Here is a 16,525-nt window from a genome sequence, read left to right as displayed (position 1 = left end):
GGCCTCTAGTTTTTTTACTTGAACATTTTTGAAAAGGGTATGCTATAATAAAGTTAGGAACTAGAAATGTTAGGGGGATTAACCATGGCAGAGGGAGAAATCAAATCTAGTACAATTGCTGCTCAGTTGGCCATTCAACAATTGGTAGAAGTGGATACTCAAACATTCCAGAATCAGTCAGTGGAGTTTGGTTTTGCTAGTGGAATAGCCGGTATGGAACAGGCTCGGCAAACTACCAATCAGATGTTAGAGGCTGTGAGTAAATTTACAGAAGCTACCCTACTTCAAGCAAATAAGTTTCCCAAAATTGCAGATGCACTAGCTAAAAGAGATGTAGAAACAGCAAAACGTTGGGAGGGGCTAAATGACAAGAGATAAGAATGAAGAACAGCGTTACCTACTGACACAAAAAATGAATGAACTGGAAATGAAGGAAGATGAGTTTGCGCAGTTAATGAAGCATTATGAGCAATCTCTTGAACAGTTTCATGCTCGATTTCAGCAACTAATCCGTAGACAAGAAGGACTATTGGAGGAACAGCCAATGGAACGCAGTCAGCAGTTTTGGGCAGACCTGGATACAAACCAGGAGCTTTACAGAAGAATGACGAATTATGTCGATGCTTGTTTTGCGGAAGTAGGAGAGGCTAAACGCATATTTCGACGAGTAACGAATGAGCGATTAGAACAATTGTATGATGAGAGGAGTAAACTGCCATGGGATTAAAATACAGTAGCACGGATTCTCAGAATCTGATCACCTCCATGCGTACGAATCTTATCTTGGCTAATCAAATCACAGATCGGTTATCCAGTGGTTGTGACCATTTAATTGCTACACTGGAATCAGGCGAATTAAAAGGAGCAGCTTATACAGCGGGGAAAGGCCTATTTACCGAGGTCATCATACCAGCGATTAAGAAATTGCAGGACGCGATTGATGATATTCAGGCAGAATTGACTTCTTATGAGTATGCAGATTCAATCGTTGCAGAGTACGGCATCCTTGATTTAGACAATCTTGAACAGCAACTGGAATTAAAATATGAACAGTTAAGTATCGTAGAGGACCAGCTGGAAATTAACACGAAATTGTCGACACAAGCTAGTGCTCTCTTTTCAGGAGAGATAGGAGAACTTTGGTCTCAAAACCTAGCACTAGATGAGCTGAAAGCCCAGATTCAGATGGGGATAGATGACGTAAAAGAGCGTATTGAAAAGTTAAATTGGTTCAACACAGATGTATCCAAGTATTTTTCGGATAGCTTGACTGTTCTTCAACTTGCCATCCAAGGAGCTCTTGCCTTAAGCAATATCACTATGGATGAGCATGGAAACTATTATTCTAACGGTAGTGATATGAGCTGGTTAAACTCGATGACAGAAACGGTACTGTTTACCACAGATAGAGGTACTGATCCGAAGGTCTCTCTTATCAATGACTATGCACGAGACTTGATGTTGTCTGATGAAGCGACAGCATACTACCGCCAACAACTAACTGCTCTCTTAGATGGCCAGCCCGCAACTGAGTGGCCCTTTATCATTGCGGCCTATAACCAGACCCTTTTATTTGATGACCAAGGCAATCTTTTGACGATTATCCCCATCAATGTTGGGGCAGGTGATGGTTATATCGTTTTAAAGAATGGCGATTATGACAAGGTCTATACAGCTCAGGTCAATCAGGAAGCTAACGCTCAGATGTTACAAAATCTAGGTGACCAGCTGGGTCAACTGTTACTTGGACTAGGCGAGATAATAGGTGGGATAGGCTTGGGAGCAGCCAGTTCAGCTCTTGGAGCAGGTGGCTTAGTTCTGGCACTGCCGACAGGAGGTACAGTGACTATCCCAATAGAAGCTGTTGCGGGAGCTGGCCTTGCGGTATCGGGCACTCTGGTTGTTGGAGGAGTAGCCACAACAGTGGATAGCCTAATACAATTGCGAGCAGCCAATGCCAACCTGCAAATTAGTTTTGCGAAGGGGTATGATGATTGGAAGGTCGCAAAGCCAACTAGCAAGACCTTCGGGAAACCAGTGGAAGCAAGGGTTAATGGTAGAAAGGCACATATTCGTGTTGATGCGGAGCCTGATAGTAACAGCGTTCACATCCAAGTAGGTGGAGGCAAAGGCTCGCAGTTGAAAGAGCATATACGGTTATCAGAAATTACTGATAAAAAGAGTATCTATCAGGCTTTAAACAATCTAAAAATTCCAGAAGTAAAGAACTTGAGCAAAGGTAAATTAGACGATTTAGTGAACAATATCTGGAGAGCAGTGGAGTGGTTGAGAGCCCAAGGAGGATAACAAAATGAAGCTATATATTAAAAGTGATTTTCAAAAGAAGATTCCTTTTGGATACGAAGAATTAGCCCATAAAATGTGGACTGAGAGGATTAATGGACAAGAACTTAGTCTTTCTCATTATGGAAATGATGAGATGTTACAAAATGACAATAATGTTAGTCTTAGTCATAATAAATGGATTAATGATAGTAGGTGGGATAATGATGAAATTATTGCTTTGCATTCTTTCTTAGTTTCGGAAAGTATATGGTTAGAATTTGAATTAGTTCGTATAAGTGATTACCGCGAGACAGGTGACCATTTATGGATAGCCTCTATACATGAGGAAGTGTTAACGGTTGATAAGCGTGCGCTTTATATCATGGCAATTGAAGTGGCGACTGCCTTGGATGGGATGATTAGTGAAGATGATAAAGTTACTTGGCTTAGCATTGACGAATTTAAAAAAAAGCATGATGATGTTCTTTCTTTAAGCTTTGAGGAAGCTTATGAGATGGGGTTACAAGAGATTTTCACCATTGAATGTGTTGAAGATCCTATATGGGCAGAGTTGGAAAGACAACGTGAGGAGTACATCAAAATTCACGGTGAGCGAGTGTATGATGATGAAGATGAACCATTTGAAGACGAGGATGATGACCGTGAATATTGGGATTATGATGAAGAAACAGGTGAACTAATCCTTTTAAATTTAAAAGAAACAGATGATAGTGATGAAAAGGATGATGACGAAGAAGTATTTGGCTTTTAAGAGGTAAAGAAGCGATAGATTTCAAAAGAAGATGTTTGAGGCACGGACCTACAACCTAAGTCGGTGTCTTTTCATAAGGGACTGGTCCAGTCTGCCTCGCTGTAAACAACTAACTGCTCTCTTAGATGGCCAGCCCGCAACTGAGTGGCCCTTTATCATTGCGGCCTATAACCAGACCCTTTTATTTGATGACCAAGGCAATCTTTTGACGATTATCCCCATCAATGTTGGGGCAGGTGATGGTTATATCGTTTTAAAGAACGGCGACTATGACAAGGTCTACACAGCTCAGGTCAATCAGGAAACTAACGCTCAGATGTTACAAAATCTAGGTGACCAGCTGGGTCAACTGTTACTTGGACTAGGCGAGATAATAGGTGGGATAGGCTTGGGAGCAGCCAGTTCAGCTCTCGGAGCAGGTGGCTTAGTTCTGGCGCTGCCGACAGGAGGTACAGTGACTGTCCCAATAGAAGCAGTTGCGGGAGCTGGCCTTGCGGTATCGGGCACCCTGGTTGTTGGAGGAGTAGCCACAACAGTGGATAGCCTAATACAATTGCGAGCAGCCAATGCCGACCTGCAAATTAGTTTTGCGAAGGGGTATGATGATTGGAATAGGGGCAATAAAAATAATATTGATAATACGGATATTCCAGACCATGTTACGGATACTCTCAACAAGATAAGAAATAACAAGGGCAATCCACCGGAAGGCTATAAAGGTGGGAAAATCTATAATAACAATCCCAAGAATGGAGGTAGTAAACTTCCAGAAGGACCAACATATAAAGAATATGACGTTCATCCTAAAATTAAGGGAGTTTCTCGTGGTCGTGAGAGACTTGTTATTGGAGATGATGGTTCTGTTTGGTACACTAATGACCACTATGATACATTTATAAGAATAGAATAGGAGAAAAAATGAATATTACTTATACTGACGGATTATCAGAATTAGAATTTTTAGAAATTGAAAAAGTTTATGGCATAAAACTTCCTAGGGAATTCAGAGATATTTATTCTCAATCGATGCCTATCTCTGATGAATTTTATAATTGGCGAGACTTTTCAGAAGAAAATGTTACTAGATTAAAATTTTTGATAGAAAAAGTCAAATCAGACATCATTGAAGATATTGATGATATTGATTGGAGTGATGGATGGGGAGGCGAGCCAGAAGAGATTGAACAGCGTAACCAAATTATAGTGGGCAGATTAGAAAAAGCTCCTAAATTAATACCGATATGCGGTCATCGTTATATTGTAGAAGGAGATGCAGAGAGGTCACCTGTTCTCTCTGTGGTTGGGGCAGATATTATTTACTATTCTCATGATTTAGCTGGTTTTTTATCAGAAGAGAAAATTCCTTACGGAGCTTTGCTATCTGATTTTATTTATGTACCTTTTTGGACAGATATTATGTAAGTTACCTTGTCAAAGCTAGTTGGCAGTCTATATAATCTGGGTCCTGATTTTGAAGGACTAAGAGATTTTTTTACGCATATTTTAGATAGAGTAGATGGGACTTATACTACCAAAAAGAATTAAAGGATGAAGAAAATCAGACATGAAACTATACATTAAAGGCGACTACTCCAAGCAATTTCCCTATGGCTATTTGGAGTTGGCAGGAAAGATGTGGGTACCTGAGGAAGTTCAAAAAAACTATTCTAATGCTGGCAACAACGATTCCCTACAAGATGATTTAACAGTTAGTTTGATGTGGGGCAAAAGTTTGTTTGATGTGAGATGGAATACAGTTCCCTTGAAGGATACCGAGTTATCTCGGCTCTTTTCTCATACTGATGAGTGGTTATTTTTAGATTTTGAAGATGCCTATATCTCCGATTATCGCGAAAAAGGTCATCATCTTAGACTTATCTCAACTCACAAAGAACTTTTAACTGTCGATAAACGTGCTCTGTACATTATGGCAATTGAAGTTGCGACAGCTATTGATGGGCTAATCAGTGAAGATGATAAGAAAACTTGGTTAACTATTGACGAATTCAAAGGTTGTCACCAAGAAATTTTGTCTCTGACTTTCAAAGAAGCTCACGAGATGAGTCTCGAAGAGATTTCATCTATAGATGCCACAGCAGAACCACTTTGGAAGGAACTGGATAGACAAAGAGAAGACTATATCGCAATTCATGGTGAAGTGGATTAAGACTCTATGTTACTATACATTAAAAGCGATTTTAAAAAGAAAATAACTTTTGAATATGAAGAATTAGCCCACAAAATGTGGACTGAGAAGATTAATGGGAAGGAACTAAGTATTTCACATTCAGGGAATGATGAGACATTGCAGGAAGAAAATCTTATCAGCCTTTATCATAATAAGTGGTTGAATGATGACAGATGGAGTAATTCCGATATTGTTGCTTTGCATTCTTTTTTGAAAATGGAAAATATAAGTTTAGAATTTGAATTAGCTCGTGTAAGCGACTATCGTGAAACAGGGGAGTATCTTAGAATTGCCTCCTCTCATCGGGATATTCTGACTGTAGATAAGCGTGCTTTTTATATCATGGCAATTGAAGTGGCGACCGCCTTGGATGGTATGATTAGTGAGGATGATAAAGTGACATGGATTAGTGTTGATGATTTTAAGCAACGGCATGATGATGTTCTTTCTTTAAGCTTTGAAGAAGCTTATGAGATGGGGTTACAAGAGATTTTTACCATTGAATGTGTTAAGGATCCTATATGGGAAGAGTTGAAAAGGCAACGTGAGGAGTACATCAAAATTCATGGTGAGCGAGTGTATGATGATGAAGATGAACCTTTTGAAGACGAGGATGATGACCGTGAATATTGGGATTATGATGAAGAAACAGGTGAACTAATCCTTTTAAATTTAAAAGAAACAGATGATAGTGATGAAAAGGATGATGACGAAGAAGTATTTGGCTTTTAAGAGGTAAAGAAGCGATGTTACTATACATTAAAAGCGATTTTCAAAAGAAGATTCCTTTTGGATACGAAGAATTAGCCTATAGAATGTGGGCTGAGAGGATTAATGGGAAAGAATTAAGCATTTCACATTCAGGGAATGATGAGATGTTACAAGAAGACAACTATCTGAGCCTGTCTTATAATAAATGGGATAACGATGATAGGTGGGATTCTGAATCGATAACTATGCTATCCTCTTTTCTTACCATGGAATATTTACATATAGAATTCGAGAATGCATTTATTAGCGACTACCGAGAAAAAGGGAATTATTTACGGCTTATATCAAATCATCAGAATATCCTAACCGTTGATAAGCGCGCCTTTTATATTATGGCGATTGAAGTTGCGACTGCACTGGACGGCCAGATTAGTGAAGATGACAAAAAAAACTTGGATAATGGTGGAGGAGTTTACCGCAAAGCATAGCGACATTCTTTCCTTGACCTTTGACGAAGCGAATGAAATTAGTTTGAAAGAAATAGTTGAAATGGAACTGATTGACGAGCCACTGTGGGCAGAGTTGGAAAGACAACGTGAGGAGTACATCAAAATTCACGGTGAGCGAGTGTATGATGATGAAGATGAACCTTTTGAAGACGAGGATGATGACCGTGAATATTGGGATTATGATGAAGAAACAGGTGAACTAATCCTTTTAAATTTAAAGGAAACAGATGATAGTGATGAAAAGGATGATAACGAAGAAGTATTTTGATATTTTATTAAAGGACCGCTCGGTCCTTTTCATTTTTTTCAGAAAAATGTATAATAGAGGAGTAAATTGAATGAGGAGTTTTTCATGTTTGAGAAAAAAGAACGTACAGGACTAACAGTTTATCTCCACTATAATCGAGATGCGCGTAAATTAAGCCAATTTGGTGATATTGTTTATCACTCGAAGCGTTTGCGTTATTTAATTTTGTATGTGGAACAGAAAAGTGTTGAGGAATTGCTAGCGCGTCTGAAAAAAGAGCGTTTTGTCAAAAAAGTCCTCCCCTCTTATATCAAAGAGTTGGACCATGATTTTGTTGGGAGTTTATGGAGAGAAGAAGAGAAAAATATTGTTTTGTAAAATATTTTTCTTTTTTGTTGACAATTTTCAGATAATTCAGTATATTAGATACATCGGAAAATTTAAGAAAGATTTAAGGAGATTTTCATGAAAACTAGAAAATTCGCAATGGCTCTTGTAACCTTTGCTTCAGCAGCTCTTCTTGCAGCTTGTGGTAACGTTTCAAGTACTAATTCATCTGCTACAGGTACTGAGATTGGTGATACTATCAAGCTTGGTTACAACTTGGAATTGTCAGGAGAAGTTTCATCTTACGGACAGACTGAGAAAAATGGTGCAGAGCTTGCTGTCAAAGAAATCAACGCAGCAGGTGGTGTAGACGGTAAAAAGATTGAAGTCATTTCAAAAGACAACAAATCAGAAACAGCAGAAGCAGCTACTGTAGCAACGAGCTTGGTCAGCGAAGGAGCGAATGTTATCATTGGTCCTGCAACATCAGGTGCCTCAGCAGCTTCTATCGCTAACGTAACTTCTGCGGGTGTTCCAATGATCACTCCTTCAGGGACTCAAACAAACTTGGTTGTAAACGACAAAGGCGAAGTACAAGAATACTTCTTCCGTACAACCTTTACAGATGGATACCAAGGAGAAATCATGGCAGAATATGCGACAACAAACTTGTCAGCTAAGAAAGTTGTTCTCTACTACGATAACTCTTCTGACTATGGTAAAGGAATTGCAGAATCCTTCAAGAAAGCTTATACAGGTGAAATCGTTTCTGAAATCACATTTGCTTCTGGGGATAAAGACTTCCAAGCAGCTCTTACTAAGTTGAAAGACCTTGACTTTGATGCGATTATTATGCCAGGTTACTACAATGAAACAGGTACTATCGTAAAACAAGCTCGCGGTCTTGGTATCGATGCTCCAATTCTTGGTTCAGACGGTTTTGACTCACCTAAATTTGCTGAATTAGCAACAGCTTCAGCTACAAATAACACTTACTACCTTTCAGCTTTTGTAACATCAGCTAGCGACAAGGCACAGAAATTCTACGATGCATACGTAGCAGAGTATGGTGAAGAGCCATCAATGTTCTCAGCTCTTGCTTATGACTCAGTTTATATGGCAGCAGAAGCAGCGAAAGGTGCGAAAAATTCTGTTGAATTGAAAGACAACCTTGCAGCCTTGAAAGATTTTGACGGTGTAACCGGTACAATGTCTATCGATAAAGAACACAACGTTGTGAAATCAGTTTACGTTGTTGGTTTGAAAGAAGGTAAGCAGTCAACTGTTGATACAGTTTCTGTTACAAAATAATGCTAGTCAAGCTAGTAAGGATTATAGGAGAGGCCTGGACTTTTGTCTCAGCCTCTTTTCCCTTGTTAAAGGGGAGGTGTCCTTGCAACTTTTCAGAAAATTTAATACAATAGAACGAATACATTAGAAAGTTTGGTGAACACATGCTTCAACAACTCGTCAATGGTTTGATTCTCGGTTCTGTCTATGCCCTCTTGGCACTTGGTTATACCATGGTGTACGGAATTATCAAACTCATTAACTTTGCCCATGGAGACCTTTATATGATGGGGGCTTTTATGGGATATTATTTCCTCAATCAATTGACCTTTATTGAGAATGGTGGATTGCGATTCTTTATTGCCCTAATTCTATCGATGGTTGGAACGGCTATCTTAGGTGTTGTCATTGAATTTTTGGCTTACCGACCTTTACGGAATTCAACTCGAATTGCAGCCTTGATTACAGCTATTGGGGTTTCCTTCTTCCTTGAATACACAATGGTATATTTCTTCACAGCAGATGTCAAAGCCTTTCCACAAGCGATTGAGACTGTAAAATTTGATTTAGGCCCAGTGTCAGTATCTAATATCCAGTTGATGATTTTAGGAGTTTCACTCATTCTTATGGTCGCTCTACAATTAATTGTTAAAAAGACAAAAATGGGGAAAGCCATGCGTGCAGTATCTGTAGACAGTGACGCGGCACAACTTATGGGGATTAACGTCAATCGGACCATCAGTTTTACCTTTGCTTTGGGATCAGCCTTGGCAGGTGCGGCAGGTGTTCTTTTGGGAATGTACTATAACCAAATTGAGCCATTGATGGGAATGACGCCAGGTATTAAAGCCTTTGTCGCAGCAGTATTGGGTGGTATTGGTATTATTCCTGGTGCAGCTCTAGGTGGTTTTGTTATCGGTATTATTGAAACCTTAACGTATGTAGTTGGCTTAGATACTTTCCGTGATGCCATTGTTTATATTGTATTGATTATTATTCTCCTTGTAAGACCAAGTGGTATTCTTGGTAAGAACGTGAAAGAGAAGGTGTAAGCATGAAAGAAAATCTAAAAGTAAATTTGATTTGGCTTGCCTTCTTATTGGCTGGCTTTGGAATCATTCAAGGTTTGATTGCAGCGGGTGTTTTGAATTTTTACTATGTTCAGATTGTGCAACAAATCGGTATTAACATTATTCTTGCAGTAGGTCTTAACCTGATTGTTGGTTTTTCTGGTCAATTCTCACTAGGGCATGCAGGCTTCATGGCGATTGGTGCTTACTCTGTTGGTGTCATCGGGAAAATGTTGCCATCTTATGGCGGTTTTGCTCTTGCTTTGATTGTCGGAATGGTCTTGGCTGGTTTGGTGGCCCTCTTGGTTGGTTTGCCGACTCTTCGTTTGAAAGGTGACTACTTGGCTATTGCGACCCTTGGGGTGGCAGAGATTATCCGTATCTTGATTATCAACGGTGGTGAATTGACAAATGGTGCTGCGGGTATCATGTCTATTCCCCTCTTTACAAACTGGCAATTAGTGTATGTATTTGTAGTGATTACAACCATTTTGACAGTCAATTTCTTACGTAGTCCAATCGGTCGCTCAACTATTTCAGTGCGTGAGGATGAGATTGCGGCGGAATCCGTTGGTGTGAATCCAACAGCAGTCAAGGTAACTGCTTTTGTTATCGGTGCTATGACAGCAGCGATTGCAGGTGGTTTGCACGCAGGTTATGTTGGAACAATTGTGCCGAAAGACTTTGCTTTCATGGCTTCTGTTAATGTCTTGATTATCATCGTACTTGGTGGTCTAGGCTCTATCACAGGAACCTTCGTGGCTGCGATTGTTCTTGGTATTCTCAACGTCTTCCTCAAGAGCTACGCAGATATTTCCATGATTATCTATTCCCTAGCCTTGATTCTCCTGATGATTTTCCGTCCAGGTGGTCTTTTGGGAACAAAAGAACTCAGCTTTTCAGGCTTGTTCAAAAAGAAAAAGGAGGCTAACTAATGGCACTTCTTACAGTAGAAAAATTAACAAAAAACTTCGGTGGTTTGACTGCGGTTGGCGATGTGACCATGGAGCTACATGAAGGCGAGTTGGTCGGTTTGATTGGGCCAAACGGTGCGGGTAAGACGACTCTCTTTAACTTGCTGACCGGCGTCTATGAGCCAAGCGAGGGCACGATTACTCTGGCAGGAAAAGTCTTAAATGGCAAAGCTCCCTCTAAGATTGCAGCCTTAGGATTGGCACGTACTTTCCAAAATATCCGTCTCTTTAAGAATATGACTGTTTTGGAAAATGTTTTGATCGGATTGGGAAATCATGGGAAGGCTCATGTCTTTGCAAGTTTCCTTCGCTTGCCAGCTTTCTACAAAAATGAAGAGAGTTTGAAAGAAAAAGCAATAGAACTTTTAAAAATCTTTGATTTGGATGGCGATGCAGACACGTTGGCTAAAAACCTTCCATATGGTCAACAACGTCGTTTGGAAATCGTTCGTGCCCTTGCGACCGAGCCAAAAATTCTTTTCTTGGATGAGCCAGCGGCTGGCATGAACCCGCAGGAAACGGCAGAATTGACCCAACTCATCCGTAAAATCAAGGAAGAATTTGGCATTACCATTATCCTGATAGAACACGATATGAGCTTGGTTATGGAAGTGACGGAGCGCATTTATGTATTGGAGTACGGTCGCTTGATTGCCCATGGTACGCCAGAAGAAATCCGTAATAACAAGCGTGTAATTGAAGCCTACCTTGGAGGTGAAGCATAATGGCAATGTTAGAAGTAAAAAATCTTTCCGTTAACTACGGTGTGATCGAAGCTGTTAAAGATGTCAGCTTTGAGGTTAATGAAGGAGAAGTTGTTACGCTAATCGGTGCCAATGGTGCTGGTAAAACCTCTATTCTTCGAACTATTTCAGGACTTGTTCGTCCATCAGCTGGTACTATTTCATTCCTCGGCAATGAAATTCAAAAAGTACCTGCTCGTAAAATCGTAGCAGATGGCTTGTCACAAGTTCCAGAAGGTCGTCATGTCTTTGCGGGCTTGACTGTTATGGAAAACTTGGAAATGGGAGCATTTCTTCGAAATAATCGTGAAGAAAATCAGGCAAATTTGAAGAAAATCTTCTCTCGTTTTCCACGCTTGGAAGAGCGGAAAAACCAAGATGCTGCAACCCTTTCAGGTGGTGAACAACAGATGTTGGCGATGGGACGTGCTCTTATGAGCCAACCAAAACTCTTGCTACTCGATGAACCATCAATGGGCTTGGCACCAATCTTCATTCAAGAAATTTTCGATATCATTCAAGATATCCAAAAACAAGGGACAACCGTCCTCTTGATTGAACAAAATGCCAACAAAGCCCTTGCAATTGCAGATCGCGGTTATGTCCTAGAAACAGGAAAAGTCGTCCTCTCAGGAACAGGAAAAGAACTCCTCGCCTCAGAAGAAGTCAAAAAAGCATATCTGGGTGGCTAAAACAACCCTGACGGGTTGTTTTAGGTCGGAAATAGGGACCGTCGGCAGACGGTCTTTCCTTTTATTCATTTTTGGGACCTTTTTAGGTCGGAAATAGGAAAACCAGCAATGTACGTTGCTGGTTTGTTCGTAACCCTGACGGGTTGTTTTAGGTCGGAAATGAGAACCGCTGGCAAGCGGTTTTCTTTATATCAAGTTCCGGGGGACCTTTTTAGGTTGGAAATGGGAACTGCCGGTAGGCAGTTTTCTTTATATCAAGATTGGGCTGTGTTAATCTGGAAAAGGAAGTTGCGGTAATCAATCTGGTTTTATATTCTATTCTCCATCGTGAAAGTTGACTTCCTTGCCAAGTTTGTCTTCATATGCTAGACTGTCATAGTAGAAAAGGAGATGGGATGAAACAGAAATGAACACTGAGTGGTTTATTACTCGTCATCATTTTGACCGCTGTGCTTTCTTTAGCAAATCGTCAAGAGGTAGTTGCTTATCATTACTGTGAATACAAGTTCTTAATTGGTAGGTCCGTTCACTATTTGCTTGGTTTGACAAAGAATTTATCTTTAAAAAGTGAAGTCGATTAGTAAGAAGAGAGTCATTAGAAAGAACTATATTTTACAGTAAAGAAAATGCTAAGACAGTAGAGCAAATCGAATCATTAAGGTGGAATTTTTTTGAATCCTACTTTTCATAATGTAAAGGAGTTTATGATGTTTACCAAAGAATTTGGATTGATGTTTTATGTGGATGATGTTGCTGCTGAAAAGACATTTTGGAAAGCGGCGGGTTTTGTGATTTTGAATGAAGCTGAGATGATGGGGTATGAAACTTTTGATATGAAGCCACATCCAGAAGCAACGACAACCATCACTATTTACGCCAATGAATTCATTCGCCAAGTATCACCAGAAGTGATCGATATGAAGCCAAGTATCTTGTTTGAAACAGATGATATTGATGGTCTTCAAGAACGCATCGCTGGTTTGACAGATACTTGTAGTCCAGTCAATGCGGAGCCTTTCCCTAACTTTAACTTTGCAAGTCCAAGTGGTCATTACTTTGCAGTGAAGGGATAGGAATACAGAACTCCAAAATCAGTGGTCTTTATCACTGATTTTTTTTACGATTTCACAGAATTGCATAAGATAGTATGTATTTTTGAACCATAATATGATAAAATTATTCTAATAATACCTATTTGTATTTTAGGAGAGAGATATGAAACTTCTAAACAGATTTGCATATATATATATATATATATCAAAGCAATCTAAAACACTTGCTCAATTCTATAGTAAACGAAACCTGCCAGTCTTGGCAGGCTTTTTGCGTTATCGAAAGGCTGGTGTCTAGATGACTTGGAAACAACTTATGCTAGACATACCAGTCTATGCACCAGAGCTCTTGGAAGAAATGAGAGCCATAGAGGAATACCAAACAGGCTTGCTGGAAAAACTAGAAAGACAGGACAATGCCTTAGAGTTGGAGGCTGTTTACCAAGTGGAACAAGCCCGCCTGACCGATATTGTCAAAGGGTATCTGGACATCAAGCGTAAGCCTGACCACTATGCCCAAGCCGAGCAGAAATTGGCAGATGCCCATGGTCAGTTAATCGGTTTCCGTAAGCATCTCCACAAACTCTTGCAAAAGGTCAATGAAGAGGACTTAAAAGATTTTCAAGTTAGCTTACGCTTGTTGCCTGGTCAGCGGGAATTGGTTGAGCCTCAAGCTGTTTATCAGACTAAAAAGCCAGCCAATGAAGTGCAGATGGAAGACGAACTCATCCGCCATCTGACTAGCGGAGAGAGTCAGTGGGTCTACCGTCCTGAACTCAATAGTGAAGAACTCCTTTGGTCCAACTTTTTCGCCAAGCTAGAGGCCAATAACGTCCGCCACCTAGCTGACCATCCTCTGACAGACCAAGAAAAGCACCAAATCAAGAACCAGCTCAACTTTGTCAATTTCTACGAAGCAGCCAAGTGGCTGGCAGGTGAGAATGGTATTGCCAAGGTCCAAGTCCAGCGGGAAGATGCTAGTCTGGGCACCATCCGACTAGAGGTTATCTGGCGGCACAATGTCGCAGGAGGCAAGTCCAGTTATGAGGTTGTCAACCAAGTTGTGACAGGTGGCGATGCTGCCAGACAAAGACGGGGTGATGTGACCCTCTTAATCAACGGTCTTCCCATGATTCAGATTGAACTCAAGAGCCGTTCCCATCCCTATATGGATGCCTTCCGTCAGATTCGCAAATACGAGCAAGAAGGTCAGTTTAAGGGTATCTTTTCAAGCCTGCAGATGTTTGTAGTGTCTAACATCACGGAAACCCGCTACATAGCAGCAGCCAAGGAATCCAAACTCAACGACCGCTTTTTGACCAAGTGGGTAGACAAGCATAACCAAGCTCAACCCCATCTCTTTGACTTTGCCAGAGAGGTCCTTTCCATCCCGATGGCTCACCAATTGGTCATGCAATTTTCGGTGATTGACGACGACAAAAAAGCCCTTATCCTGCTTCGTCCCTATCAGATCCATGCCATCGAAGCCATCCGAGAAGCTAGTCGTCTTCGTCAGTCGGGCTATATCTGGCACACGACTGGTTCAGGTAAGACCCTGACTTCCTACAAGGTGGCTCGCAATCTCCTGCAAATTCCATCCATTGAGAAGACCATTTTTGTCATAGATAGGACAGACCTTGACCAGCAGACTACCTCTGCCTTTCTATCCTACGCGGAAAATGACATGATAGATATTGACCAGACGGACGATACCCAGCACTTGTTGAAAAATCTGTCTTCAGAAGACCGTCGTGTCGTGGTCACAACCATCCAGAAACTCAATACCCTCCTGCGTCAATTTGAAGAGGGGCTTCATGAGAAATTCCACCAACGTGTTAAGAATCTGAATCTAGCCTTTGTTGTGGACGAATGCCACCGGGCTATCACCCCAGAACGCCAGCGGATTTTGGAACAATTCTTTGTTAACTCACTCTGGTATGGCTTTACAGGTACTCCTATTTTCAAGGAGAACAAGCGAGAACAAAAAGGTGATTTAGCCCAGACGACAGAAGAACAGTATGGGCCATGTCTCCATGAATACACGGTTAAAGAAGCCATCCATGACCGAGCTGTTCTTGGTTTCCAAGTGGAATACCAGACCACCATGCCTGGATGGGCTGAGGATGAAATCGAAGACGAGTTTTACGACGATGAACGTCACATGCTGACGGTGTTGGATGCTATTTTAAACAAATCCAAACGCAAACTTGGTTTCCAAAACGGTGTAGGGAAAACCTACGAGGGCCTACTGACTGTCAAGTCCATCGCCCGTGCCCAAGCCTACTATGACTTGATACAGGAAGTCAAGGCTGGACAGAAGAGCCTGACAATTTCGGAATCAGTCAAAAAAGTCTTGCCTGATTTTCCAAAAGTTGCCATCACATACTCAGTATCTGAAAATGAAGAGTCTTCCTTTGCTAATCAAGACTACATGAGCAAGAGTTTGGACGACTACAATGCTATGTTTGGTACGCATTTCACTCTGGCAACCCTTGGTTCCTACAATACTGACCTCAATGAACGCTTGGCACGCAAAAAAGATAAGTATGCCTTCCGTGAGGAGCAGTTGGACTTGGTTATTGTAGTGGATCGCCTCTTGACGGGATTTGATGCTCCGTGCTTGTCTACCATTTTCATGGACAGACAGCCTATGAAACCCCAGCACATCATTCAAGCCTTTTCACGAACCAACCGACTCTTTGACGAGGGCAAGAAGTTTGGCCAAGTAGTTTCATTTCAAACACCTAATAAATTCAAGGAAAAGGTTGACGAAGCCCTCAGTCTTTACTCAAATGGTGGCGAGTTTGCGGTGCTGGCTCCGACTTGGTTGGAAGAAAAAGCCAAGTTCAAGGAAAAAGTTCAGCAGTTGCTGGCTATTGCCCCAAGCCCTGAAATGGTGCCAGACCTGGATGCCAGCAGTGATGCCGAGTTGAAACGCTTTGCCAAGGCCTTTCAGGAATTTGACAAGCTCTTTGCCTCCGTCCAGGTCTATGCCGACTACGAGCAAGAGGACCTGCTCAAGGAAATCGGGCTTAGTCTGGAGGATATTGAGAATTTTTCTGGACAATACCAAAATGTCATCGAAGAACTCCGCAGACGGAGGAAGGATGACGAGGGCATAGAAGATACGCCTTTTGATATTGAATACGAGCTGGAGTCTGTCCGTACGGATGAAATCAACTACCACTATATCATCTCTCTTATCCAGAACCTGATTGACAGTAAAAATCAAGTTATTCCTGATAAGGAGAAAAAGATGGTGGACAACTACATCGCTGACTTAGACAAGACCAATCCAAAACTTTCCCAACTCATCTCCAAAATCTGGCAGGAAGCCCAGACCAATACTCAAGATTACAAGGGCCAATCCATCGCCCACAAGCTAGACGAGATGATTGACCTAACCATCCGTGAGCAAGTCGTATCCACAGCACGAGATTGGTGTGTTGGCGAAGACGAACTCCAGTTTATCGTGGACAACTACCGAGTCGGCAAGGACAAGCAAATCGGCGAAAAAGCCCTGGTTGATACCTACGATTATACCAGCTACAAGGAAAACAAGGGCGACCAAGCCCTCAACAAGCTCAAATACAAAAAAGCCCTCAAAGAGGACTATATGAACATGATTGCGGAAGAAATCCTGCCATTGAGGGGGAGGTAGAAA

General features: G+C 41.3%; 16 protein-coding genes and 1 pseudogene. All 17 read left to right on the top strand.

What is annotated here, in order from left to right; genetic code table 11:
- Window positions 1-84 precede the first annotated feature (84 nt).
- The 17 genes and pseudogenes from AC4CS8_RS06585 to AC4CS8_RS06505 all read left to right on the top strand — a co-directional run bounded on the left by AC4CS8_RS06585 (window position 85) and on the right by AC4CS8_RS06505 (window position 16,522).
- Window positions 85-378 (top strand): TIGR04197 family type VII secretion effector, encoded by a 294-nt coding sequence (locus tag AC4CS8_RS06585; protein ID WP_493892476.1) that lies wholly within the window; start codon window positions 85-87, stop codon window positions 376-378.
- Window positions 365-727, top strand: a complete 363-nt coding sequence (locus AC4CS8_RS06580) for a cingulin (protein ID WP_493892475.1) — start codon at window positions 365-367, stop codon at window positions 725-727. Before AC4CS8_RS06585 ends, AC4CS8_RS06580 begins: the two co-directional genes overlap by 14 nt.
- Window positions 718-2,307 carry an LXG domain-containing protein gene (locus tag AC4CS8_RS06575; protein WP_493892474.1) on the top strand — a complete coding sequence of 530 codons (1,590 nt, stop codon included), beginning with the start codon at window positions 718-720 and terminating at the stop codon, window positions 2,305-2,307. Before AC4CS8_RS06580 ends, AC4CS8_RS06575 begins: the two co-directional genes overlap by 10 nt.
- 4 nt (window positions 2,308-2,311) lie before the next feature.
- Entirely contained in the window at window positions 2,312-3,058 is a 747-nt protein-coding gene (locus tag AC4CS8_RS06570; RefSeq protein ID WP_493892473.1) for a hypothetical protein, read from the top strand.
- A 31-nt stretch (window positions 3,059-3,089) separates the two neighbouring features.
- On the top strand, window positions 3,090-3,968 hold the full coding sequence (locus tag AC4CS8_RS06565; protein ID WP_493892472.1) for a ribonuclease domain-containing protein: 879 nt from the start codon (window positions 3,090-3,092) through the stop codon (window positions 3,966-3,968).
- An 8-nt stretch (window positions 3,969-3,976) separates the two neighbouring features.
- Complete coding sequence (locus AC4CS8_RS06560) at window positions 3,977-4,480, top strand: hypothetical protein (protein WP_493892471.1); 504 nt, start codon at window positions 3,977-3,979, stop codon at window positions 4,478-4,480.
- Between the two features lie 142 nt (window positions 4,481-4,622).
- Window positions 4,623-5,225, top strand: coding sequence for a hypothetical protein (locus tag AC4CS8_RS06555; protein WP_493892470.1), 603 nt, complete (start codon window positions 4,623-4,625; stop codon window positions 5,223-5,225).
- Window positions 5,226-5,231: 6 nt separating this feature from the next.
- A complete protein-coding gene (locus AC4CS8_RS06550; RefSeq protein WP_493892469.1) occupies window positions 5,232-5,978 on the top strand; it encodes a hypothetical protein in 747 nt (248 codons plus the stop codon).
- 14 nt (window positions 5,979-5,992) lie between these two features.
- Window positions 5,993-6,605: pseudogene (locus AC4CS8_RS06545) on the top strand (hypothetical protein); the annotation flags it as partial.
- Window positions 6,606-6,818: 213 nt separating this feature from the next.
- Window positions 6,819-7,091, top strand: a complete 273-nt coding sequence (locus AC4CS8_RS06540; RefSeq protein ID WP_493892468.1) for a YlbG family protein — start codon at window positions 6,819-6,821, stop codon at window positions 7,089-7,091.
- 87 nt (window positions 7,092-7,178) lie between these two features.
- The gene (locus AC4CS8_RS06535; RefSeq protein WP_125265568.1) at window positions 7,179-8,351 is read left to right on the top strand and encodes an ABC transporter substrate-binding protein; all 1,173 of its coding nucleotides are present in this window, start codon (window positions 7,179-7,181) and stop codon (window positions 8,349-8,351) included.
- A gap of 143 nt (window positions 8,352-8,494) precedes the next feature.
- Complete coding sequence (locus AC4CS8_RS06530) at window positions 8,495-9,382, top strand: branched-chain amino acid ABC transporter permease (RefSeq protein WP_125265567.1); 888 nt, start codon at window positions 8,495-8,497, stop codon at window positions 9,380-9,382.
- Window positions 9,383-9,384: 2 nt separating this feature from the next.
- Complete coding sequence (locus AC4CS8_RS06525; RefSeq protein WP_493892467.1) at window positions 9,385-10,335, top strand: branched-chain amino acid ABC transporter permease; 951 nt, start codon at window positions 9,385-9,387, stop codon at window positions 10,333-10,335.
- Window positions 10,335-11,099: an ABC transporter ATP-binding protein gene (locus tag AC4CS8_RS06520; protein WP_493892466.1), complete on the top strand. Its 765-nt coding sequence runs from the start codon at window positions 10,335-10,337 to the stop codon at window positions 11,097-11,099. Before AC4CS8_RS06525 ends, AC4CS8_RS06520 begins: the two co-directional genes overlap by 1 nt.
- A complete protein-coding gene (locus AC4CS8_RS06515; protein ID WP_044766412.1) occupies window positions 11,099-11,809 on the top strand; it encodes an ABC transporter ATP-binding protein in 711 nt (236 codons plus the stop codon). Before AC4CS8_RS06520 ends, AC4CS8_RS06515 begins: the two co-directional genes overlap by 1 nt.
- Before the next feature lie 707 nt (window positions 11,810-12,516).
- Window positions 12,517-12,882, top strand: a complete 366-nt coding sequence (locus tag AC4CS8_RS06510; RefSeq protein ID WP_493892465.1) for a VOC family protein — start codon at window positions 12,517-12,519, stop codon at window positions 12,880-12,882.
- Between the two features lie 691 nt (window positions 12,883-13,573).
- The gene (locus tag AC4CS8_RS06505; RefSeq protein WP_493893874.1) at window positions 13,574-16,522 is read left to right on the top strand and encodes a type I restriction endonuclease subunit R; all 2,949 of its coding nucleotides are present in this window, start codon (window positions 13,574-13,576) and stop codon (window positions 16,520-16,522) included.
- Window positions 16,523-16,525 lie beyond the last annotated feature (3 nt).

The organism is Streptococcus sp. NSSLK0004 (genome assembly GCF_059039125.1).
Note: the sequence above shows the minus strand (reverse complement) of the source record. Positions and strands in the feature narration are given on the sequence as shown.